This window comes from Burkholderia cepacia (assembly GCF_001718835.1).
GTDB lineage: Bacteria > Pseudomonadota > Gammaproteobacteria > Burkholderiales > Burkholderiaceae > Burkholderia > Burkholderia cepacia_F.
The window spans coordinates 1,664,173-1,684,876 of the sequence record NZ_CP013444.1 but is presented as its reverse complement, the minus strand read 5'-3'; the positions used below and the strand labels follow the sequence as shown (position 1 = coordinate 1,684,876).

Sequence of the window (20,704 nt, the reverse complement as noted above, 5' to 3'; positions counted from 1 at the left end):
GCCGGCAATTCCGCGCGCGTCAACGATAGACGAGATCCGCGCGCCGGTTCTGCGACCACGACGCCTCGTCGTGACCGAGCGCGACCGGCTTTTCCTTGCCGAAGCTGACCGCTTCGAGCTGGGTTTCAGGCACGCCCAGCGTCACGAGCGTGCTCATCACGGCCTGCGAACGGCGTTGGCCGAGCGCGAGGTTGTATTCGGACGTGCCGCGTTCGTCGGTGTTGCCCTGGATCAGCACGTGCCGCGCCGGATGGCTGCGCAGGTAGTCGGCGTGCGCCTGCAGCAGCGTCAGGTATTCCGATTTCACGTCGTAGGCGTCGAAATCGAAATAGATGCTGCGCTTCGCGAGCGGGCTGTTCGGATTGTTGAGCTCGTCGGTCGCGACCGACGGCGGCGTGCCGAGCGCCTGGCCGCCGGCGCCCTGGTTCACGCCGGCGTTCTCGGGCGTCTTGGCCGCGTGGCGGCAGCCCCCCAGCAGCGCCAGGACCACGATCACCGCAAATCGGTTCGTTTTGCTCATCGTTCGTCTCCTGCGGGGTTGCGCGTACCACTGCAAACAGATTAGGAAAAATGTCATGACGTGACCAGTTGCGCCGAGCGGCTTGCGGCCGGCGCCGGCGGAGAGAGCAGGGGACAGGATACGCGGCTCGCGGTTCGCGAAGCCGGTGGTGCGCCATGGTTCGGGCAGCCGGTCAGCGTGACGCCAGACGACCTGGAGCCGATGCGCTGCAAAGGAAGGCTAAGGCGCCGCGGCGCGACGCGGCCGGTTTCCGGCGCTCGCGCGACGCGGGCCATACGGTTGAAAGTGACGGGTCAGTATCCGCCGCCGCCCCCACCACCACCGCCGCTTCCACCGCCGCCCGCTCCACCGTAACGGCCGACCGCGTGGTTCTGCGAAGCGCCGTTGTCGGACATGCATCCCGCGGAAAGCAGGAGCGTCAGCGCCGCAACCACGGCTGCGACAAACGCTGTCGATTTCATCTCAACCTCCTGTCGACGTGCAGGCGGCCCGGCTCCGTCATCCGGCCGACCGGCCGGACAGGGCGCCCGCGCGATCACGTAACGTTCGGGGCGGCCGGCTTATTCCATGTCCGGGCCAGCCCCGCGCTCCCTTGTCCGGGCTTCCGGCCGGCTGAGCGGGAATCCGCCGATGCGTCGCACGCTCAGGCGTGCGGCGCATCGCCGGGGTCGTCTGGCGGCGCCAACCGCGCCAGCACCTGCGCGACCACCCGGTCGCACTGCGCCCCACGAAAATCGAACGCGTCGCGCCCGGCCATGTCGAGATCGAGCGTCAGCGACGCACGCAGCATCCGCCGTGCGCGATGATGCCGGCTGCGCACCGTCGCCTCGGGCAGCGCGAGGCATTGCGCGGTTTCCTCGACGCTCATTTCCTCCACCGAGCGCATCATGAACACGATCCGGAAGGCCGGCGGCAACGCATCGATCCGGCGCTCCAGCAGGTTGCGCAGTTCGGCGCACGCGGCCGACCGCTCAGGCGAATCGGACGAGAAATCGATCATGTCTGCCTCGTCGAATGCATCGCCGACGTCGCGCATCGGCAGCGCGCCGGCGCGCCGTCTCGCGCGCCGCACGCGGCCGAAGCATTCGTTCAGCACCAGCCGCGACAGCCACGTGCCGAGCGTCGCGTCGCCGCGGAATCGCGCGATCGACCGGTATGCGGACAGGTACGCGGCCTGCAGCGCGTCCTCGGCTTCCGCATCGTCGCGCAGCACCGCGCGGGCCAGCCGGTACAGGCGCCGGTTGTGCCGGCGCATCACCAGCTCGAACGCACCCGGGTCGCCGGCGGCGATCCGGCGGATCAGGTCGGGTTCGTCGCCGGGCGACGCAAGCACGCGCGAATCGGAAACCGTCGTCATGGCGACACCTCGTCGGCGAATCTAACGGACGATCAACGTGCCGTGCATCGTCGGATGAAACGTGCACGAGTAAGGGAGCCGGCCGCGCTCGCGCGCCACGTAACGCCACGACGCCTGCGGCGCGATGCTGCCGGAATCGAACCCATGGCCGTCCGCGCTCGCCGTATGCGGAAACAGGTCGCGGTTGACCCGCGTCACTTCGTCGCCGCGATGCACGGTCAGCGTGGCCGGCGTGAAGCGCATCTGCTCGATCACGACCACGTGCGAGTCCGCGCTCGCCGCAGACGCCGCGAACAGCGCGCACAGCAGCGCTGCCGCCAACGCAGATCGCGCACCGATGCCGCGCCGCGACGGCGCCGTCGGCGCATCATTGCGCGCCGCCACCGCCTTTCCCCAGCGTCGACTGCAGACGCCGCGCATGTTCGAGGTGCGCGACGAACGCCGGCTCGCTCTTCACGAGCAGCGCCTTCAGCTCGGCATTCTTCGCCGACGGGATCAGCGTGTGATCGATCGCGTCGAGCACCGCTTCATGATAGGTCACCTCATGATCGATGTACGCGCGGTCGAAACGCGCGCCGTCGAGCTTGCCGAGGTTCTGCAGATTGGTATCGCCGCCCTGCTTGAGATTCATGCTGGTCGGGTTCTCTTCGGGCGTCACGCCCAGCTTGTGCACGAGGTCGGTCGCCGCCTTGTTGACCCCGGTGTGGTCGGTCACCATGCGGTCGGCGAATGCCTTGACGTCCTTGTTACGGGTTTTCGATTCCGCCAGCTTTCCCGCGTCGATGTCGACCTGGTTGGCGGTGACGACGATCGCCGCGATCTGCGGGTCGGTCGGGGCGGCCTGCTGCGCGGACACGGGGACGGCGACGGCGAGCAGCGCGCTGCATAGCGCGGCATCGAGGACAGTGTTCATCTGGATTCCTCCGGACATTGGCTGACGGGATCACGCCGTCACGCGGACGCGGTTCGGGGCCGCTCAGTCGATTGGATGTCGCGTGCCGCGCGCCCGTTTCCGGCGCGCGGCCGGGAGGGCTCGATACGCGCGAGCTTGATACACTTCGGCGGGCCGCCATTCCGACCACCGACAAGAACATGAAGACCGCCGCTCGACGCCAGCCGCGCCACCGCCATAGCCCCCTCGACCGCGTCGTGCTCGGCGTCGCCGCATTCGCGATCGGCGGGCCGCTCGTTGCCGCGCTCGTTGCACCGACGATTGCGTTGATCATCTGGTCGGCGTTCGGCCTGCCTTTCCTGGACACCCTGAAGATTTGCGCCGGCATGGCGCTGCTAGTGCTGTTCGCCTCGTTCCGGTTCGGCTATTTCATGCCGATTGCCGTGGCCGGCGGCATCATGGGCGCGCTCGGCACGCACGTGCGGCGCCGGTGGTTCGTGCTGCTCGGCATGCTCATCGGCACGGCGATGATGATCGGCTACGTCGTTCTGGACGCTCACCAGATGCGCGCGCCAGACGAAGAGATCAGCGGCCTCGACGTGATCGTGATCGCCGACGCGTTCATCACGTCGGGCGTGCTGTCGGGATGGCTGCACCGTCGGCTCGCACGGCGGGCGAAAGCCAACGAAGCGGTTCAACAGAATGGGGGCGACGATCCCGACGCGGCGCATCTGTCGCCGCCTGCGCCGGACCAAGCCGCGGCCGACGCCCAGCCGGGACCGGCACCGACAGATCGCGCGTCGCTATAGAGCCACTGCGAAGCAATTGCAGTGCCGCGTGGCGCCACGGCGCCCGTCACATGTTCCAGACGAACACTTCGTGAACGTGCGACGACGCCTGCACCTGCACGTTGCGCCGCTGGGTCTGACCGTTGTAGGTCGCGGTCACCGAATAGCGTCCGGCCGGCAGCGCGGCCAGCAGGAACGGACCCTCGGTCACCGTCGACAGGACCTGACGGCCGTGCGCATCGGTGACGTTCACCGGGATGTCCGCCAGATATTCGTTGTTGCCGCTGCCGGTTCGTCCGGCGAACTCGAGCACCAGCGAATAGTCGGGCATCTGTTGCTTGAGCGCGGCCGACTGATCGGTGCCGATGCCGCCCGACACATAGGCGACCTGGCCCTCGTGATTTTGCGGCGGCAGCGACGACGCATCGGCGGCCAGCACGGTTTGGCCGGCCAGGCCGATCGCCACGGCGGCGACCCCCAGTTTCAAGGTGGATAAGCGTTTCATCGTGACCTCCCTCCGTTGGCGCCATGCAAAACCGCACATGAAGGCGTTCGCGATGGCATCGAACGCACGGCAATGGCGCGACGGCGCGCGCTGCGCCGGATGGCATCACGGCAGACATCAGGTCGGGACCGGCTATGGACTGGCGTTCGGGATAGCGCGCCGGGTCAGGCGTGGGGGAACGCCGCCGGCTCGTCATGTTCCGGGCGGGTTCTGGTGTCGATGCCCGCCTTTCGACGCTGCGCCGTGACGTTTGCCGTACCGTCAAGCAGACCGTGGCGGCTGAAGCGCGGCAGCGGGCGCGGGGAAAGGGGCGGTGAAACCGCGCCGCGCCAGCCGCAGCGCAGGCGAGGTGGTCACATCGAAGAGTGCAACGCGTGTTCTGCACGTTGCGTGCCATGCCTGGCTCCTGTCGCATGGCGTGGCCGCGAGCCTACGCGTGACGCGCCGGGCCGCAATGGCCGCTTCACGGTACGACAATTTCAGCCTAGATCGAAAGGATTAAGACAGGCTTAAGCGCGCACTTTTAATCGGCACGCTTTAAGCTGACGAACGACACGTTGCGCGGATGCGATACGCGACAATCGGGAATGTGCCGGACCATTCCGGCTTTCAACGAACCGAGTGGAGGGCAACATGCGCTACGAACTGTATTACTGGCCCGAGATCCAGGGCCGAGGCGAATATGTGCGGCTCGCGCTCGAAGCGGCGCAAGCCGACTACGTCGACGTCGCCCGCCGATCCGGGCGCGGCATGGGAGTGCCGGCGATGATGCGCATGATGGACAGCGCGACCGAGGCTTGCCTGCCGTTTGCGCCGCCGTTCCTGAAAGCCGGCGAACTGGTGGTCGGGCAGACCGCGAACATCCTGCTGTTTCTCGGCGCGCGGCTCGGGCTCGCGCCGGAAGACGAAGCCGGCCGGCTGTGGGTGCACCAGCTTCAGTTGACCGTGGCCGATTTCGTGACCGAGATCCACGACACGCACCATCCGATCGCCGCCAGCCTCTATTACGAGGATCAGAAGGCGGAGGCAGCGATGCGGGCGGAGGATTTCCTCAAGCATCGCGTGCCCAAGTTCCTCGGCTACTTCGGCAAGGTGCTCGCGCACAACCCGCACAAGAGCGGCTATATGGCAGGCGGCGAACTCAGCTATGCGGACCTGTCGATGTTCCAGTTGATCGAGGGGCTGCGATATGCGTTTCCGAAAGCGATGGCCCGCATCGCGCCGAAGCATCTCGGGTTGATCGACCTGCATGACCGGGTCGCGCAGCATCCGCCGGTCGCGCGTTACCTCGCGTCCGACCGACGGATTCCGTTCAACGAAGAGGGGATCTTCCGGCATTACCCGGAACTGGACGCGTAGCGCGGCGGGCCGGAACTCAGGCGACCAGTTCCACCGCGAGACTCCCGAGCGCGCCGAATCGCACGGTCAGCGTCTGGCCGAGCGGGGTTTCGATCGCGCCCGCATACGAACCGGTCGTCACGATCTGCCCGGCCCGAACGGATTCGCCGCGCGATGCGAGGAAGTTGACGAGCCACACCAGCGGCCTGAGCGGATGTCCGTCCGGGTGCCGGCCGTCGATCGACCGGTTCACGCCGCCGTGCAGCTCGAGCGCAAGCGTCTCGAGCGGCACGTTCAGCCCGTCGGGCACGACCGGGCCGACGCACAGCCCCTGGTTGAATTGCCCGTCCGCGAGCAGCTCCGGCACGGTCGCGCGCGACGGCTCCGCGTAGCGGCAGCCGAGCACCTCGAGCACGATGCGCACTTCGCGGATCGCGCCGCGCACGTCCTGTTCGTCGTACGGCCGTTCGCGCGCGGGCAGCTCGCGATCGAGCACGAACGCGATCTCCGGTTCGATCCGGACGGTCGGCGCATCGGCAACGACCCGGAACCGGCCGCCTGACGCATGAATCGTCGACGCGAAGATCGGCGCGACGACGACGCGCCCCGGCGGCGGCAGCGCGCATTTCCATCCGCCGACCGGCTCGCCCGACAGTTCGACGACGCGGCGCTGGACCGCGAGGGCCGTCTCGATGTCGTCGGGCCGGCAATCATCCGGCAGCAGGGGGCCGGCGACGCCGGCGCGGCGTGCTGCAAGCAGATGGCGGGCGGCGCGTTCCACGCGTTCGGGGGTGTTCGTCATGTCGTATCCGGGAGTTGGCGGCGCCTCGCGGCGGGATGCGGGGCGTGAGGCGAAGGGGTCGATGATAGCGGGTTTGGACTGATAACCGCTGCTGCTCGCCAACGTCTGGGACGTCGCAAGCGCCCGTGCAGCGAAAGCCGCGGGCCATGCCGCCGTTGGCACGTCCAGCGCGGCCATCGCCGATATGTCGGGCCATGCAGACGGCGAGGGTCGGAAAGATCGATTCCCGGCACCGATGGCTCGTTTCGAAACTGAAACAGCTTCCGCATTTTTTCTCGGCCTTGTGCGCCAAGGGAACGGCGAACCGCAATCAAATCATTCGGTTATCCGCGCATGGCATGAACGATGCGTGCTCGCGCAGACGGAGCCGGAACCCGACGTGCTCCGGCCAGCCTCGCAGGGACATCCAACGACGCAGGCACACGACGGGCAGTCGGCTTCCCGGAGAAGATCATGCTCAAGAAACTGAAATCGAAAATCCTGATACCGCTTCTCGGCATTCTGCTCGTCATCGTTCCTGGCTTGCCCCAGGCAAGGACGGTTTCGCCTTCGCGACTCGTCACCCAGGTCATCGACGAACGCCAGACCGTGGAATTGCCCGGCAATATCCGTCAGGAGGCAACCGCCGGCAATGATCGCGGCCGGGTTGACGACAGCCTCGTTCTGGAACACATGCAGCTGCTCCTCAATCGTCCCGCGGAAACCGAAGCCGCGCTCGATCGCTTCATCGATCAGCTCTACGATCCGACTTCTTCCAATTCCCACCGCTGGCTCACCCCGGAACAGCTTGGGGCCGAGTTCGGTCCCGCCAAGGAGGACGTGTCGGCGGTCACGGATTGGCTCGGCCGGCATGGCTTTACCGTCAACAACGTGCAAAAGAGCGCGATGGTGATTGATTTCTCGGGAACGGCCGAGCAGGTTCGCCGCACGTTTCAGACCGAAATCCACAAGCTCGATATCAACGGCGTGGCCCACATCGCGAACATGAGCAATCCGCGCGTTCCGCAGGCGCTCGCCGGTATCGTGCGCGGCGTCGTGTCCTTGCATGACTTCCGCCCCCACGCGAGCTTCAAGCCAAGGCGGGCCTATACGATCCCATCGCTGTTCGCGACGTACAACGCCGTCGTCCCGGCCGATCTTGCGACCATCTACAATCTGCAGCCGCTGTTCGCGGCCGGAATCACCGGCAAGGGGCAGACGATCGGCGTCATCGAAAACACGAACATGTACGACGTTGCGGACTGGACCGCATTCCGTTCGACCTTTGGCTTGTCCGGCTATGCGACAGGCTCGTTGTCGCAGATCCACCCCGGCAATTGCGCCGACCCCGGTGTCGTTGCCGGCAACGAGATGGAAGCCGAACTCGATGCCGAATGGGCCAGCGCGGCAGCCCCGGGCGCAGCCATCGTGGTTGCGTCGTGCAAGGACACCAGCACCACGTTCGGTGGGCTGATCGCACTTCAGAACCTGCTCAACAGCGGGAGCGCGCCGGCTATCGTCAGCATCAGCTACAGCGAATGCGAGGCGGAAAATGGCGCGGCCGCCAACGCGGCCTACAACGCCGCGTATCAGCAGGCGGCCAGTCAGGGCGTTTCCGTGTTCGTGGCGGCCGGCGACGAGGGGGCTGCCGGCTGCGACCCGAACGTCACGAGCGCGACGCACGGCATCGGCGTCAACGGCCTTGCGTCGACACCCTACAACGTGGCTGTCGGCGGCACCGACTTCGGCGACACCTACGCAGGGACGAACTCGACCTACTGGAGTTCGACCAACAGCTCGACTTACGGCTCGGCGCTGTCGTACGTCAACGAAATTCCATGGAACGACTCCTGCGCGAGCACGCTGCTCGCCGCAGCAAACGGCTACTCGACGACATACGGACGCGGGGGCTTTTGCAACAGCTTGTACGGCCTGCTGTTCTACCAGACCACGGCAAGCGGCAGCGGAGGACCGAGCGGTTGCGCCACGGGTGTCCCGCGCCAGCAGGGCATCGTCGGCGGCACGTGCAAGGGCTACGCCAAGCCGTCCTGGCAGATGTCGCTCGTCGGCAATCCGTCCGACCTGGTGCGCGACCTTCCCGACGTTTCGCTGTTCGCCGCCGACGGCGCGTGGGGACACTTCTACGTGTTCTGCGACTCCGACGCCGCGGATGGCGGCGCAGCCTGCACCGGCGAGCCGAGCGGCTGGGCGGGGGCGGGCGGGACGTCATTTGCGTCGCCGATCTGGGCGGGATTTCAGGCGCTCGTCAACGAGAAGAAGAACGCCAGTCAAGGGAATCCGAATCCGGTTCTCTACCGGCTCGCCAAGACGGAATACGGGGCTGGCGGCAGCAGCAGCTGCAATTCGAGCAACGGCAGGAATGTCGGCGGCAGCTGCATTTTCTATAACGTCACGCAGGGTGACATGGACGTGAACTGCACGGGTTCGATCAACTGCTATCGAGCGGGCGGCGTCAGCGGCGTGCTGTCGACGACGAGCAACAGCTACCGGAAAGCCTTTGGCGCCGGTGTCGGCTGGAATTTCGCGACCGGCATCGGGACGGTCAATGTGACGAACCTGGTGAACAGTTGGTGAGCCGGGGATCGTTGGCTGGTGGGGGGCCGGGTCGTGATTCCGGGCCAGTCGATCGTTGCCGGGCTTCGCGCGCCGACGCGATACGAGACCGTGCGGCCCGTGCTCGCGCAGTCGGGCGGCAGAAACTGGGCGCTGTCCGCTATCAATAAAATCAGGCGGGGCGATATAATTCGCGCTCCGAGGGCCTTCGAGCCCGACCGCGAATACAAGACAAGAAGAAGCAGACATGGCTCCGTCTCAACCGCATGCATTGCAGCGTCCGCCCGCTGAAGTCCTGTATGCCGATCAGCTCGCGCAGCTGAAGGCGCAGGATGGCGCCCAACCACGCCCGCCGGGCTGGCAACTGAGTCTGACGGCCGCCCGCGCATTCATTGCCGGCGACCGCTCGCTCGGCATCGCGCCGAAGGTGGTCGCGCCGATCGCGAGCATCGAGCGCATGCTCGTCACGCTCGCCACCGGGCGCGGGCTGATGCTGGTCGGCGAGCCGGGCACCGCGAAATCGATGCTGTCCGAGCTGCTGGCGGCCGCGATCAGCGGTACGTCGACGCTGACGATCCAGGGCGGCGCATCGATCACCGAAGACCAGATCAAGTACGGCTGGAACTACGCGTTGCTGATCAACGAAGGGCCGAGCCCGCGCGCGCTCGTGCCCGCGCCGCTGTATCAGGGCATGCACGACGGCCGGATCGTGCGCTTCGAGGAAATCACGCGTGCGCCGCTGGAAGTGCAGGACTGCCTGCTCGGCATGCTGTCGGATCGCGTGATGGCGGTACCCGAACTGCACGGCGAACACGGGATGCTGTACGCGCGCGAGGGCTTCAACATCATCGCGACCGCGAACACGCGCGACCGGGGCGTGAACGAGATGAGCGCGGCGCTCAAGCGGCGCTTCGATTTCGAAACCGTATTTCCGATTCTCGACTTCGACAGCGAACTCGCGCTCGTGCGCGAAGCCAGCGCGCGCCTGCTGGCCGGCAGCGGCATCCCGGCGGCCGTGCCGCAGCCGGTGCTGGAACTGCTGGTCACCACGTTTCGCGATCTGCGCGGCGGGGCCGGCGATGCGGCGGGCGGCGACGGCGCGATGGACCGGCTGACGGCGGTGATGTCGACGGCCGAAGCGGTGAACGTCGCGCATGCGGTCGGCGTGCGCGCATGGTTTCTCGAGCAGCGCGAAGGGTCGCCGCAGGATCTCGTCGACTGCATCGCCGGCACCGTGGTCAAGGACAACGCCGACGACCGCGCGAAGCTGCGCCGTTATTTCGAACAGAAGGCCGCCCGGCGCGAAGGGGCGCACTGGCGCGCGTATTACGCGGCACGCCACCGTCTGCCGTGACGCGCGACATGAGGACGACCGATCACGGACGCATGCCATGGCCGCGACGCGTTGCGGCCGGCGCGCGCGGCGGCTGCGCGGAGGTGTCGACCGCCGCCGGCGCCGCACACATCGACTTCGACTGACAGGCGCCGCATGCAGACCGTGACGCCCGGCCAACCGCACATCGTCGGCATCCGCCATCACAGCCCCGCGTGCGCGCGGCTGGTGGCCGGGCGCATCCGCGCACGGCGGCCGCGCTACGTGCTGATCGAAGGGCCGGCCGATTTCAACGGCCGGCTCGACGAACTGTATCGTCCGCACCGCCTGCCGATCGCGATCTACAGCTATCTGTCCGGCGATACCGCGCATTACGGCTCGTGGACCCCGTTCGCCGAGCATTCGCCGGAATGGCAGGCGTTGCAGGCGGGGCGCGAAGTCGGCGCGACGGTTCGGTTCATCGACCTGCCCGCGTGGCACGCGGCGTTCTCGCGGCTGGAGAACCGCTATGCCGATGTCGCGGACGCCGAACACGAGGCTCGCGCCGACGCATACGAGCGCGCGCTGGCGGACACGCTCGCGGTGCAAGGCCGCGATGCGCTGTGGGATCACCTGTTCGAGGACGTCGGCGATACGCCCGGCGCGCTGGACGAACTCGCGGCGCGCCTGTCGACCTACTTCACGCATCTGCGCGCCGACGATCCGGGCTCGCTCGGCAACCAGGCACGCGAACGGATGATGGCGCGCTGGATCGCGTGGGCCGTCGCCGAAGCCGGCGGGCAGGCGGACGACGTGCTGGTGGTCTGCGGCGGCTATCACGCGCCGGCGCTGGCGAGGCTCTGGCACACGCTGCCGGCCGCGTTGCCCGATACGCCCGAACCCGGCTCCGTCGACGGCGGCGCATGCGCCGTGCTCGATGCGCAGGCGGGCAGCGCCTGCGTGCCCGCGACGGACTCGAATACCGCCGACGCGGCCACGCGCAGCGTCCGCTACGGTTCCTATCTCGTGCCCTACACGTTCAAGCGTCTCGACGCGTTCGCGGGCTACGCGTCGGGGATGCCTTCGCCGGCGTATTACCAGTGGGTCTGGTCTGACGGCGCGGAAGCGGCGGCGCGGCGCGTGCTCGAGCACGTGATGCAGCGGCTGCGCGCGCGCAAGCTGCCGGTATCGACGGCCGACCTGATTGCCGTGCACGTGCGGGCCGAAGGGCTCGCACGCCTGCGCGGCCATGCGCGGCCGTTGCGCTGCGACTGGCTCGACGCGCTGGCCGGCGCGCTGGTGAAGGAGGCGCTCGACGCGCCGCTGCCGTGGACCTATCGCGGGCCGCTGCGGGCCGGCACCGATCCGGTGCTGGTCGAGGCGATGGATGCGCTGGCGGGCGACGCCGCCGGCGAGCTCGCGCCGGGCACGCCGCAACCGCCGCTCGTCGCCGCGGTGCGCGACGAACTGGCCGCGCTCGGCATCGTGCTGCACGGCACGCTGACGCTCGACCTGCTGACCGACCAGGGGCGTGCGCGCAGCCGGGTGCTGCACCGGCTGGCGCTGCTGCGCGTACCGGGCATCGTGCGCCGCCAGGGCGCACAGCTTGCGATGTCGGGCGAACGCGATGAAGTCTGGCAGCTCGGCGAGCCGCTCGAGCAGCAGGCGGCGCTGATCGAAGCCGGTGCGTGGGGCGCGACGCTGTCCGACGCGGCACGCGCGCGGCTCGAGGATGAACTGCGTGAGGCGGGCGGCCGCATCGCGCCGCTCGCGGATGGCCTGAACCGCGCCGCGTGGGCCGGGCTGGCAGCGCTGAGCACCGCGCTGCTGGACACGCTGCACGATGCGGTCGCGCGCGAGCAGCGCTTCGAGTCGCTCGCACCGGCGCTCGGCAACCTGCATACGCTGCTGCGTCATGGCCATCTGCTCGGCATGAACGATGCACCGGTGCTGCGGATCGTCGTCGAGGCCGGGTTCGATCGCGCGCTATGGTTGCTGGAGCCGGCCGCCGCGCTGCCGCCGGCCGATCTCGACGCCCACGTGCAGGGGCACGTCGCGCTGCGCCGGATCGTGGCCGACGTACTGGCCGGTGCCGGCGGCGTCGCCCACACGCCGCTCGCGATCGAGCCGTTGCGCGCGCTGGCCGTCTGGCGGCGCAAGGCGGCCGATACGGCGGCGGCGCCCGCGAGCCGCGGCGCGGCGCTCGGGGCGCTGCTCGGACTGGCGGGGCAGGCCGGCGTCGACGACGATCAACCCGTCGCCGGCATCGACGATGCGATGGCGCTGCTGCGCGCGATGCCGGCCGCCGCGCTCGGCGATGCGCTCGGCGGTTTGCTTGCGCTGGCGCGCGAGACACTGGCGAGCGCACCGGCCTTCGTCGCCGGCATGGATGCGACCGTGCGCGCGCTCGACGACGCCGATTTCGTGCTCGCGTTGCCGGGGCTGCGCAGCGCGTTCGCGTGGTTGCCGCCGCGGGAGCGCGGGCAGCTCGCGGACCAGGTGCTCGCGCTGCACGACGCGACACACCTGTCACGCCGCGTATTGACGGAGCGGCATGCGGACGATGCCTCGCCCGAGGAGGCCGCGCACGCCGCGCGCATCGAGGCGCAGGTGCTCGGCCGTCTGCGCCGCTGGGGGCTCACGCCCGATCCGGAGGCGTCGTGAAGTGCCGATCGACAGGCCGCCGCGCGCCCGGCTTCTGCTTCCTTCACCACGATGTCGTGTCGTCACGGTACGGTGCGGCGCGTTTTCCGCGAGTTCTGCCATGCCGTTGAACATTCCCGGCCCGCTCGAACGCTGGCGCCTGCTGCTCGGCGAACCGGCCGAAGCCGCGTGCGGCACGCCGGGGGCCGACGCGCGGGCCGCCGACGCGGCACTCGAATGGCTGTACGGTCGCGACGACGGCCGCGCGCAGCGCGGCGAGCGCGGGGCCGGCCTCGGGCCGTCCGCGCTGAGCACGCCGGACTGGATCGACACGATCCACACGCTGTTTCCGAAAGAGGTGATCGACCGGCTCGAGCGCGATGCGGTCGAGCGCTTCGGCATCGACGAAGTCGTCACGAACCTCGAGGTGCTGGAGCGGATCGAGCCGTCCGAATCGTTGCTGCGGGCCGTGCTGCACACGAAGCACCTGATGAATCCCGAGGTGCTGGCGGCCGCTCGGCGGCTGGTTGCCGAGGTGGTCAGGCGAATCATGGAGCGGCTGGCGACCGACGTGCGGCAGGCCTTCAGCGGCACGCGCGACCGGCGCCGCCGCTCGCGGATGAAGATCGCGCGCAATTTCGACTACACGCGCACGCTGGCCGCGAACCTGCGCCACTGGCATCCCGAGCGGCGCAAGCTGTATCTCGACACGCCGGTCTTCAGCAGCCGTACGCGTCGCCACGTCGAGCCGTGGGACATCGTGCTGCTCGTCGACCAGAGCGGGTCGATGGTCAACTCGGTGATCCACAGCGCGGTGATGGCCGCGTGCCTGTGGCAATTGCCGGGCATGCGCACGCGGCTCGTGGCCTTCGACACGTCGGTGGTCGACCTGACCGCCGACGTATCCGACCCGGTCGAGCTGTTGATGAAGGTCCAGCTCGGCGGCGGGACGGACATCGCGAAGGCCGTCGCGTATGCGCAATCGTGCGTCGCGAATCCCGCCCGCACGATCGTCGTGCTGGTCAGCGATTTCTATGAAGGCGGCAGCGGCTACGAACTCGTGCGCCGCGTGAAGGCGCTGGCCGAAAGCGGCGCGCGCGTGCTCGGGCTGGCCGCGCTCGATTCGGCTGCCGAACCCGCCTACGACCGCGAGATGGCCGCGCGGCTCGTGAACGCCGGTGCGCAAATCGGTGCGATGACGCCCGGGCAACTGGCCGCGTGGCTCGCCGAGAAGGTGCAGGGATGAGCGCGCCGATTCGTGACGACCTCCTCGAACTGACGCCCGAAGCGCTGACGGCGCTCGCCAACGCCGGGTTCGTCAAGCGTGCCCGGAAGGATGTCGCCGCCGGCGCGGTACCGGCGCTGGCCGTCGACGGCGACGGTACGGTGCACGCGTCGTTCGACGACGGCGTGCGTACCAGCCTGCCGCCGGGCCGGACCTTGCGCGACGCGGCTTGCAACTGCACCGCGAGCGGCATGTGCCGGCATCGCGTGATGCTGGTGTTCGCCTATCAGGCGAGCATGCAGGCAACCGAAGCGTCCAATGCGGCCGATGCGCGCGCGGACGGTGACGACGCGGCCGAGCAGATCGATACGCATGAAGAAGCGATCCGCAATCGGAACGATGTGGAAAGCGACGAAACGCGCGACAACACGGGCGACGACTCGGGCGATGCACCAGCAGATGACGATGCGAACGGCGTGCCGTCCGCGGATCGCGCATGGAGTCCCGCCGATTTCGACGATGCCGCGCTGGCGGCGAGTTTCGCGCCGTCGGTGCTCGAACAGGCCGCGCGCATCGCGGCCGCGCGGCCCGTCGTGACGGTGCAGCCGTGGTCCGGCGCGCAGTCGTCGCCGGTTGCGCGCCTGCCGATGTGCACCGTGCGGTTCTTCTCGCGACGCTCGCTCGCGCATGCGCGTTGTGACTGCCGGCAGGGCAGCGGCTGCGCGCACGTCGTGCTGGCCGTCTGGGCGTTTCGGCAGGCCGGTGCACCGGGCGACGGCGTATCGGAGACGATCGTCGAGGTGCGCCCGCCGGCCGGCGAAGGGGACGAACGTGGGGACGAACGTGGCGACGACCGGTCGCCGCTGCGCGACGACGCGGCGCACGCGTTGATCGCCGACCTCGACAGGCTGGTACACGCGCTGTGGCTGGACGGTTCGAGCCAGCCGCCGATCGCGCTGGCCGCGCGCGTGGAGTCGCTGCGCGGCCGCCTGCGCGAGCGCGGCTGGCAGTGGGTCGACGACGCACTCGACGAAGCCTGGCAGCTCGTGCACGCGCAGCATGCACGCAGCAGCCGTTTCGAGCCGCTGCGGCTCGTGCGCGTGCTGGCCGAACTGTGGGCGCGCCTGCGCGCGGCGTTGTCCGCCGCGACGCAGCGCGAGGATGCCGCCGTGCCGGCCCGCCAGATGCTCGGCATCGGCGTGAAGGGCGAGGTCGAACTCGATCATCTGCGGCTGGTGTCGCTCGGCGTCGAGCTGTGGGCCGACGACGCGGAAGAGGGGGCGAGCGTGCTGTTCGCCGATCCCGATACGCAGACCGTGATGGTGCTGACGCGCAACTGGCCGCGTGCCGCCGACGTCGCGGCCGGCGGCCGTGCGCCGGATCTGGCCGGCCGCCGCGTCGCGGGTTTGCCGTTGCGGCAGATCGCCGCCGGGCAGGTCGTCACGAAGACCGCGAAGCGGCGCGCGAACGGTGCGGTCGACATCGCGGCCGGCGTACGGCAGACAGGCGTGCTGCCGCTGTCGCCGACATCCTGGGACGATCTCGTCGCACCGATCCGCCAGCCGGGCATCGCGGCGCTCGTCGCGCACCTGCGTGACGCGCTGCCCGACTTCGTGCGGCCGAGACAGGCGGCGAACGGCGCGGCGGCAGGCGCGGCCGGGTCGCTGCACGTGGTCGCGTTCGAGCCGATGGTCGTGCGGTCGGTCCATTGGGATGCGGCCGCCCAGGTGCTGCACGCGCGGCTCGCGCAAGGCGAAGGCGGGACGGCCGATGCGGGCGGCAACGATGTGCTGCACCTCGCGCTGCCGCATCGCGCCGTGGCACCCGGCGCGGTCGATGCGCTCGCGCGTGCACTGTCCGGCGAATGGGGCGCGTTGCGCGCGCTGGCGGGCACCGTCCGGCTGCATGCGGGCACGGCCGTGATGCGGCCGCTGGCCGTGTTGACCGCGCAGCGCGCCGTCGTGCTGCAGACCGAAGCGACGGCGCCGCAACCGCTGCCGCTGGCCGGCGGCAGAGCGTCGTTGCCCGCGCTGGTCGCGCTCGCGGAGGACACGCTGGCGCTGCTGGCCGAGTGGCTGCGCCAGGGCATGCGCCATCAGGGCGGCGGCGCGACCGAGCGTGCACTGGCGCAGGCCACGCGGCTGGAGCGGGCCGGCCTCGCGCACGCGGGCCGGCTGCTGCGCGCGCTGGCCGACGGCCTGCGCGGTGCGCAATCGGCGTCGATCCTGGCGCAACTGGGTTCGCTGACGTTGCTGCTGCTGGGCATCGTCGAGCAATGACGGCAGGACCGTCGAACGGGCGAGCAGGCGGCGCCCGACACCGCGAGTCGTCGTGCAGGCTGCACGGACCGCGGGATGAATCAACGAGAGGGCGTCATGGCTGCGTTGCGGCCGTGGCATGCAGGCGCGGCATCGTGCCGCGTCGTCGATCCGAGCGAGAGGGAACGGATGCGTCGTTTTGAACTGATCGAAGGCAATTCCAGCAAGTTCTGGGAAGTGGAGCAGGAAGGCTCCGGGCTCACCATCCGCTGGGGCCGCATCGGCACCGCGGGCCAGAGCCAGACGAAGTCGTTCGCGGACGACGCGAAGGCGCGCGCCGCGCTCGACAAGCTCGTCAAGGAGAAGACCGGCAAGGGCTATGCCGAAGTCGCGGTAGCGGCCGGCGCCAGCATCGGCGTGACTGCCGCCAAGCCGCCGGCCGTCGCGCCGTCGGCAGATGCGGCGGCGGGCGCGCAACCTGCGACGGTGAATGCCGCGAATGGCGCGCCGGCCGCGCCGTCGGCCCAGCCGGCCGCCACGGCTGCCGCATCGGCGCCGGCATCGACGGACTCTTCCGCTCCCGCACCCGTGCCGCCTGCGGCAGCCGAAGGTTTCGACGCGCAGTGCGAGCGTGTCTTCGAGACCGTGCGCGCGCAGATCGCGAACGGCGACATGAAGCCCGGCGAGACGTTGACGGTTGCCGTGATCAAGCGCCGCTACGACGTCGGCGACCAGGGCGCCGCGATGGCGTTCGACCTGCTCAAGTCGCGCCACCTGCTGCGTGGCTGGGGAGCGTCGGCCAGCGTGCACGAGCACGCGCAGGCGGCTGCCGTGGCGCTCGGCGAGTGGGCGGCGTCCGAGGCCGCCGCGCCGGTGCCTGCCGCGCCCGCGGTCGCCGACACCGGCGCACCGCCATGGCTGATGCACGGCGATCCCGTGCGGCTGTCGCCGCAGATCCTGCGCGAAGCCTATGCGTCCCGCCGTTTTCCCGTCGCGGTGACCGTGCTCGACGTGCGCGCGGCGTGGCTGAAGATCGAAGGCAAGGACGGGTACTCGATCGACATCGGCGCGACCGATGCGGCGCTGCGCCCGGCCGCCCAGCGGATGCTCGACCGGCTGGCCGCGCGTACGCCGATCGCCGGGCCGGTGGCGGACGCGCAAGCCGACGCCGTGCTGTTCGCGCTGGCGATGACCCTGGGCGACTATCACGGCGAAACCACGATCGGCCGCCCGGTCGCCGACTACCTGGTCGCGCAATACGGATTGGCGGGCGCGATCGACGTGCTGCTCGACGCGTTGAAAATCCAGGTGCACGCCGATTACGACCGTCAGGCGCAGCGCCGCCTCCATCGTTTCTCGACGACGGTCGAAGGCCCGGTGCGCGGGAACTGGCGCGGGCCGATCGTCGGCGGCGAGGCGGCGCTGCGCGAGCATCTTGCCGCGGCGAGCGAGGCGGACTGGCAGGTCTGCGTCGACAGGATCGAGGCCGCGTTGCCGGCGCTGCACCCGACCCGCCAGCCGATACCCGCACTGCTGTTGCCCGATGCGCCGCAGCTGTCGAATGCACTGGTGCGCCGGCTGGGCGCCGAACGCGACGTGCCCGAGACGCTGCACTGGATGTTGCTGACCGCGACCGATCCCGACGCGATCGCGATGGCGGGGAGAATCCGTCCGAACAGCTATGGCCGCGAGTTCTGGGGAATGTCGCGGATGGTCGCGACCGTGCTGCGCGAGCGCGGCACGGCCGCGTTCGACGTGCTCGAACGCGGCGCCGCCGCCGACGAGGCGGGCGACGGGCTCGCCGCGATCGGCACGCCCGACGCGGTGGCTGCGCTGGCGAAGGTCGCGAGCGGTTCGAAGGGCGCGCTCGCGCGCCTGTCGCTGTCGCTCGATCGCTGGCCGCTGGCGGGCGTGGTCGCGCTGTCGCGGCTCGTGGCCGCGGGCGGCAAGGATGCCGGGCTGCTGACGCCGAGCCTCACGCGCCTGTTGCGCGCGCATACGGTGCACGTCGACGGGCTGCGGCCGTGGCTCGACGCACCGGCCCAGGCCGTGATCGACAAGCTTCTCGCGCTGCTGGCCGGCCCGGCCGAGGTCGCCTCGGCCGAGGAATTGCCGGGTGTGCTGGCCGCGCCGCCCTGGCTGGCCGCGCGGCGGAAGCGGGCGGCTGCGCTGACGCTGGAGCCGCTCGAACTAGCGGCGGTCGAATGTTGGGACGAAGCGAAGCGCAACCAGGCGAAAACGCCCGACCAGTGGGAAGCGAAGCGGCTCGCCGCGGCGTCGAAGGACACAATGATGCTGATCGACGGCCTCGGTTTCGACGCGAGCAAAAAATACTACGGGCCGCTCGGCGAGGCGGCGGCGAAGGCGATCCGGCAAGGCGACGCGCCGGCGTTCGTCGCCGCGTGGCGCGCGATGATCGACGAGCGCAAGCGCGAGCGTTACTTCTGGTACTGGCTGCGCGCCGAGTACCTGACGCTGCTGCCGGCCGCGATGGCCGTCGACATCTGGAACGCGGTGGCGGGCGAACACAGCACGGCGGGCGTGAACCTGATGATGGCGACCTTCGGCCTGCCCGCGTTGCCGGGCCTCATCGCAACCGTGCGCAACAAGCCGACCGAGAATTTCGGCTACGCGCTGAATTACGGCGCCGTCGAATGCGCGCCGATCGCGGCCCGCGCGTTCGCGAAGCTGAAGACCTTGCGCGAGGACGGCCGTGCGTGGCTGCTGAAGTTTCCGGAGCATGCGGCCAGCGGCCTGATCGCACCGTCGCTCGGCAAGCCGGGCGAAGCGCGCGACTGCGCCGGCGCGGCACTGCGTTTGCTGCAGGCGAACGGCCACGAGGCGTTGCTGATCGACGTCGCCTCGCGCTATGCCGACGACGCGGTGCCGCAAGCGGTGCGCGCCGTGCTCGACGAGAGCCCGCTCGACCGTTTTCCGACCAAGCGCGGCAAGCTGCCTGAATTCTGGCAGCCGCGCGGCTGGCGCCGTCCGGTGCTGAAGAACGGCAAGGCGCTGCCGGACGACGCGCTCGACCATCTCGGCCAGATGCTGACGTTCCCGACCGGTGAAGGCGTCTACGGCGGCATCGACGTCGTGAAGGACGCGTGCACGGCGGAGTCGCTGGCCGATTTCGCGTGGGACTGCTTCAACGCATGGCTCGATGCCGGCGCGCCGGGCAAGGAGGGTTGGGCGCTCACCGCGCTGGGCCTGTTCGGCAACGACGACACCGCACGCAAGCTGACGCCGCTGATCCGCACGTGGCCCGGCGAATCGGCGCATGCACGCGCGGCGACCGGCCTCGACGTGCTGGCCGCGATCGGCAGCGACGTCGCGCTGATGCTGCTCAACGGCATCGCGCAGAAGGTCAAGTTCCGCGCGCTGCAGGATCGCGCGCGCGAGAAGATCGAGGCGATCGCGGAAGCGCGCGGGCTGTCGCCCGAGGAACTGGAGGACCGTCTCGCGCCGGATCTCGGGCTCGACGAACAGGGGACGATGCTGCTCGACTTCGGTCCGCGTGCATTCCGGGTCGGCTTCGACGAGACGCTCAAGCCGTATGTGCGCGAGACCGGCGCCGACGGCGTGGCCGGCGCGCGGCTCGCGGATCTGCCGAAGCCGAAGAAGACCGACGATCCCGTGAAGGGCAAGGAAGCGGTCGAGCGCTTCAAGCTGCTGAAGAAGGATGCGCGCACGATCGCGAGCCAGCAGGTCGCGCGGCTCGAGGTGGCGATGTGCGGGCGCCGCCGCTGGACGCCCGAGGTGTTTCGCGCGTTTCTCGCCGAGCATCCGCTCGTGCGCCACCTCGTCCAGCGCCTCGTGTGGGGTGTGTACGAAGTCGACGACGGCGGCAACTTCGGCGGCACGCTGAAGGCTTGCTTCCGCGTGGCCGAGGACGGCACCGCGGCGACGGCCGACGACGATGTGTTCACGTTACCGGAAGGCGAGACGATCCGCATCGGCGTGCCGCATGCACTGGAAATCGCACCGGCCGATGCCGCCGCGTTCGGGCAGGTGTTCGCCGACTACGAGTTGCTGCAGCCGTTCGCGCAGCTCGGCCGCGACGTGTACCGGCTGACCGACGACGAGCGCAACGGGCTTCTGCTCGAACGCTGGAAGGGCGTCAAGGTACCGACCGGCCGCGTGCTCGGGCTCGTCAACAAGGGCTGGCGGCGCGGCGAAGTGCAGGATGCCGGTTGCATCTGGTATTTCACGAAGCCGCTCGGCGCGGGCAAGGTGATCGAGCTGTCGCTCGACCCGGGGATCATCGTCGGTTCGGTCGACATGTATCCGGAGCAGGCGCTCGGCGCGCTGCAGGCCGGTTCGCCGTCGAACTGGGGCGGCGTTCGCGAGCCCGATGCGCTGTCGACGCTCGACGAGATCTCGGCGAGCGAGTTGATCCGCGATCTGGAAGGGATGCGCGAATAGCCCGTGACAGGCCGAACGGAATACCGACCTGGGATTTTACTTTCGTATCCGTGTAATTTTTGCAACGCGATCTGAGCCCGCCGCCGCGT

16 protein-coding genes are annotated in these 20,704 nt (G+C 69.4%); 9 read left to right on the top strand and 7 right to left on the bottom strand.

Going from position 1 to position 20,704, the window contains the following annotated elements:
• Nucleotides 1-19: 19 nt before the first annotated feature.
• The 5 genes from pal to WT26_RS27585 all read right to left on the bottom strand — a co-directional run bounded on the left by pal (nt 20) and on the right by WT26_RS27585 (nt 2,790).
• Nucleotides 20-520 carry a peptidoglycan-associated lipoprotein Pal gene (gene pal / locus WT26_RS27600; RefSeq protein ID WP_069274402.1) on the bottom strand — a complete coding sequence of 167 codons (501 nt, stop codon included), beginning with the start codon at nt 518-520 and terminating at the stop codon, nt 20-22.
• A gap of 293 nt (nt 521-813) precedes the next feature.
• On the bottom strand, nt 814-981 hold the full coding sequence (locus WT26_RS38635; protein ID WP_175550705.1) for a hypothetical protein: 168 nt from the start codon (nt 979-981) through the stop codon (nt 814-816).
• Nucleotides 982-1,163: 182 nt separating this feature from the next.
• The gene (locus tag WT26_RS27595; protein WP_069271265.1) at nt 1,164-1,877 is read right to left on the bottom strand and encodes an RNA polymerase sigma factor; all 714 of its coding nucleotides are present in this window, start codon (nt 1,875-1,877) and stop codon (nt 1,164-1,166) included.
• A gap of 21 nt (nt 1,878-1,898) precedes the next feature.
• Nucleotides 1,899-2,261 (bottom strand): cupredoxin domain-containing protein, encoded by a 363-nt coding sequence (locus WT26_RS27590; protein WP_059880212.1) that lies wholly within the window; start codon nt 2,259-2,261, stop codon nt 1,899-1,901.
• Nucleotides 2,245-2,790 carry a DUF4142 domain-containing protein gene (locus WT26_RS27585; RefSeq protein WP_060292585.1) on the bottom strand — a complete coding sequence of 182 codons (546 nt, stop codon included), beginning with the start codon at nt 2,788-2,790 and terminating at the stop codon, nt 2,245-2,247. The genes WT26_RS27590 and WT26_RS27585 overlap by 17 nt, the downstream gene beginning before the upstream one ends.
• Nucleotides 2,791-2,969: 179 nt before the next feature.
• Here WT26_RS27585 and WT26_RS27580 point away from each other — a divergent pair, with 179 nt between their 5' ends.
• Complete coding sequence (locus WT26_RS27580; RefSeq protein WP_069271264.1) at nt 2,970-3,578, top strand: hypothetical protein; 609 nt, start codon at nt 2,970-2,972, stop codon at nt 3,576-3,578.
• Nucleotides 3,579-3,624: 46 nt separating this feature from the next.
• Here the strand turns inward: WT26_RS27580 and WT26_RS27575 are convergent, their stop codons facing one another.
• On the bottom strand, nt 3,625-4,062 hold the full coding sequence (locus WT26_RS27575) for a carboxypeptidase-like regulatory domain-containing protein (RefSeq protein ID WP_069271263.1): 438 nt from the start codon (nt 4,060-4,062) through the stop codon (nt 3,625-3,627).
• Between the two features lie 633 nt (nt 4,063-4,695).
• On the opposite strand from WT26_RS27575, the gene WT26_RS27570 reads away from it, so the two are divergent.
• Nucleotides 4,696-5,421 (top strand): glutathione S-transferase family protein, encoded by a 726-nt coding sequence (locus tag WT26_RS27570; RefSeq protein WP_069275161.1) that lies wholly within the window; start codon nt 4,696-4,698, stop codon nt 5,419-5,421.
• Nucleotides 5,422-5,437: 16 nt separating this feature from the next.
• Here the strand turns inward: WT26_RS27570 and WT26_RS27565 are convergent, their stop codons facing one another.
• On the bottom strand, nt 5,438-6,202 hold the full coding sequence (locus WT26_RS27565) for a 2-keto-4-pentenoate hydratase (protein ID WP_069274401.1): 765 nt from the start codon (nt 6,200-6,202) through the stop codon (nt 5,438-5,440).
• A gap of 88 nt (nt 6,203-6,290) precedes the next feature.
• On the opposite strand from WT26_RS27565, the gene WT26_RS39170 reads away from it, so the two are divergent.
• The 7 genes from WT26_RS39170 (at nt 6,291) to WT26_RS27535 (ending at nt 20,615) form a co-directional block, all read left to right on the top strand.
• Nucleotides 6,291-6,671 carry an isocitrate lyase/phosphoenolpyruvate mutase family protein gene (locus WT26_RS39170; RefSeq protein ID WP_080414763.1) on the top strand — a complete coding sequence of 127 codons (381 nt, stop codon included), beginning with the start codon at nt 6,291-6,293 and terminating at the stop codon, nt 6,669-6,671.
• A complete protein-coding gene (locus WT26_RS27560) occupies nt 6,656-8,776 on the top strand; it encodes a S53 family peptidase (RefSeq protein ID WP_069271261.1) in 2,121 nt (706 codons plus the stop codon). The genes WT26_RS39170 and WT26_RS27560 overlap by 16 nt, the downstream gene beginning before the upstream one ends.
• A 226-nt stretch (nt 8,777-9,002) precedes the next feature.
• On the top strand, nt 9,003-10,109 hold the full coding sequence (locus tag WT26_RS27555; RefSeq protein WP_059522753.1) for an ATP-binding protein: 1,107 nt from the start codon (nt 9,003-9,005) through the stop codon (nt 10,107-10,109).
• Nucleotides 10,110-10,244: 135 nt separating this feature from the next.
• Nucleotides 10,245-12,731: a DUF5682 family protein gene (locus tag WT26_RS27550; RefSeq protein WP_069274400.1), complete on the top strand. Its 2,487-nt coding sequence runs from the start codon at nt 10,245-10,247 to the stop codon at nt 12,729-12,731.
• Nucleotides 12,732-12,831: 100 nt separating this feature from the next.
• Entirely contained in the window at nt 12,832-13,956 is a 1,125-nt protein-coding gene (locus tag WT26_RS27545; RefSeq protein ID WP_069274399.1) for a vWA domain-containing protein, read from the top strand.
• On the top strand, nt 13,953-16,214 hold the full coding sequence (locus WT26_RS27540) for a hypothetical protein (RefSeq protein ID WP_069274398.1): 2,262 nt from the start codon (nt 13,953-13,955) through the stop codon (nt 16,212-16,214). The genes WT26_RS27545 and WT26_RS27540 overlap by 4 nt, the downstream gene beginning before the upstream one ends.
• A gap of 96 nt (nt 16,215-16,310) precedes the next feature.
• A complete protein-coding gene (locus WT26_RS27535) occupies nt 16,311-20,615 on the top strand; it encodes a WGR and DUF4132 domain-containing protein (RefSeq protein ID WP_231130526.1) in 4,305 nt (1,434 codons plus the stop codon).
• The last annotated feature ends 89 nt before the right edge of the window (nt 20,616-20,704 follow it).

Bases quoted from the DNA above. Each gene is read 5' to 3' on its own strand.
- WT26_RS27565 (WP_069274401.1), bottom strand. From the start codon at position 6,202: ATGACGAACACCCCCGAACGCGTGGAACGCGCCGCCCGCCATCTGCTT.
- WT26_RS27585 (WP_060292585.1), bottom strand. From the start codon at position 2,790: ATGAACACTGTCCTCGATGCCGCGCTATGCAGCGCGCTGCTCGCCGTC.
- WT26_RS27545 (WP_069274399.1), top strand. From the start codon at position 12,832: ATGCCGTTGAACATTCCCGGCCCGCTCGAACGCTGGCGCCTGCTGCTC.
- WT26_RS27540 (WP_069274398.1), top strand. From the start codon at position 13,953: ATGAGCGCGCCGATTCGTGACGACCTCCTCGAACTGACGCCCGAAGCG.
- WT26_RS27535 (WP_231130526.1), top strand. From the start codon at position 16,311: ATGGCTGCGTTGCGGCCGTGGCATGCAGGCGCGGCATCGTGCCGCGTC.
- WT26_RS38635 (WP_175550705.1), bottom strand. From the start codon at position 981: ATGAAATCGACAGCGTTTGTCGCAGCCGTGGTTGCGGCGCTGACGCTC.
- WT26_RS27580 (WP_069271264.1), top strand. From the start codon at position 2,970: ATGAAGACCGCCGCTCGACGCCAGCCGCGCCACCGCCATAGCCCCCTC.
- WT26_RS27595 (WP_069271265.1), bottom strand. From the start codon at position 1,877: ATGACGACGGTTTCCGATTCGCGCGTGCTTGCGTCGCCCGGCGACGAA.
- pal (WP_069274402.1), bottom strand. From the start codon at position 520: ATGAGCAAAACGAACCGATTTGCGGTGATCGTGGTCCTGGCGCTGCTG.
- WT26_RS27575 (WP_069271263.1), bottom strand. From the start codon at position 4,062: ATGAAACGCTTATCCACCTTGAAACTGGGGGTCGCCGCCGTGGCGATC.
- WT26_RS27550 (WP_069274400.1), top strand. From the start codon at position 10,245: ATGCAGACCGTGACGCCCGGCCAACCGCACATCGTCGGCATCCGCCAT.
- WT26_RS27560 (WP_069271261.1), top strand. From the start codon at position 6,656: ATGCTCAAGAAACTGAAATCGAAAATCCTGATACCGCTTCTCGGCATT.
- WT26_RS27570 (WP_069275161.1), top strand. From the start codon at position 4,696: ATGCGCTACGAACTGTATTACTGGCCCGAGATCCAGGGCCGAGGCGAA.
- WT26_RS27555 (WP_059522753.1), top strand. From the start codon at position 9,003: ATGGCTCCGTCTCAACCGCATGCATTGCAGCGTCCGCCCGCTGAAGTC.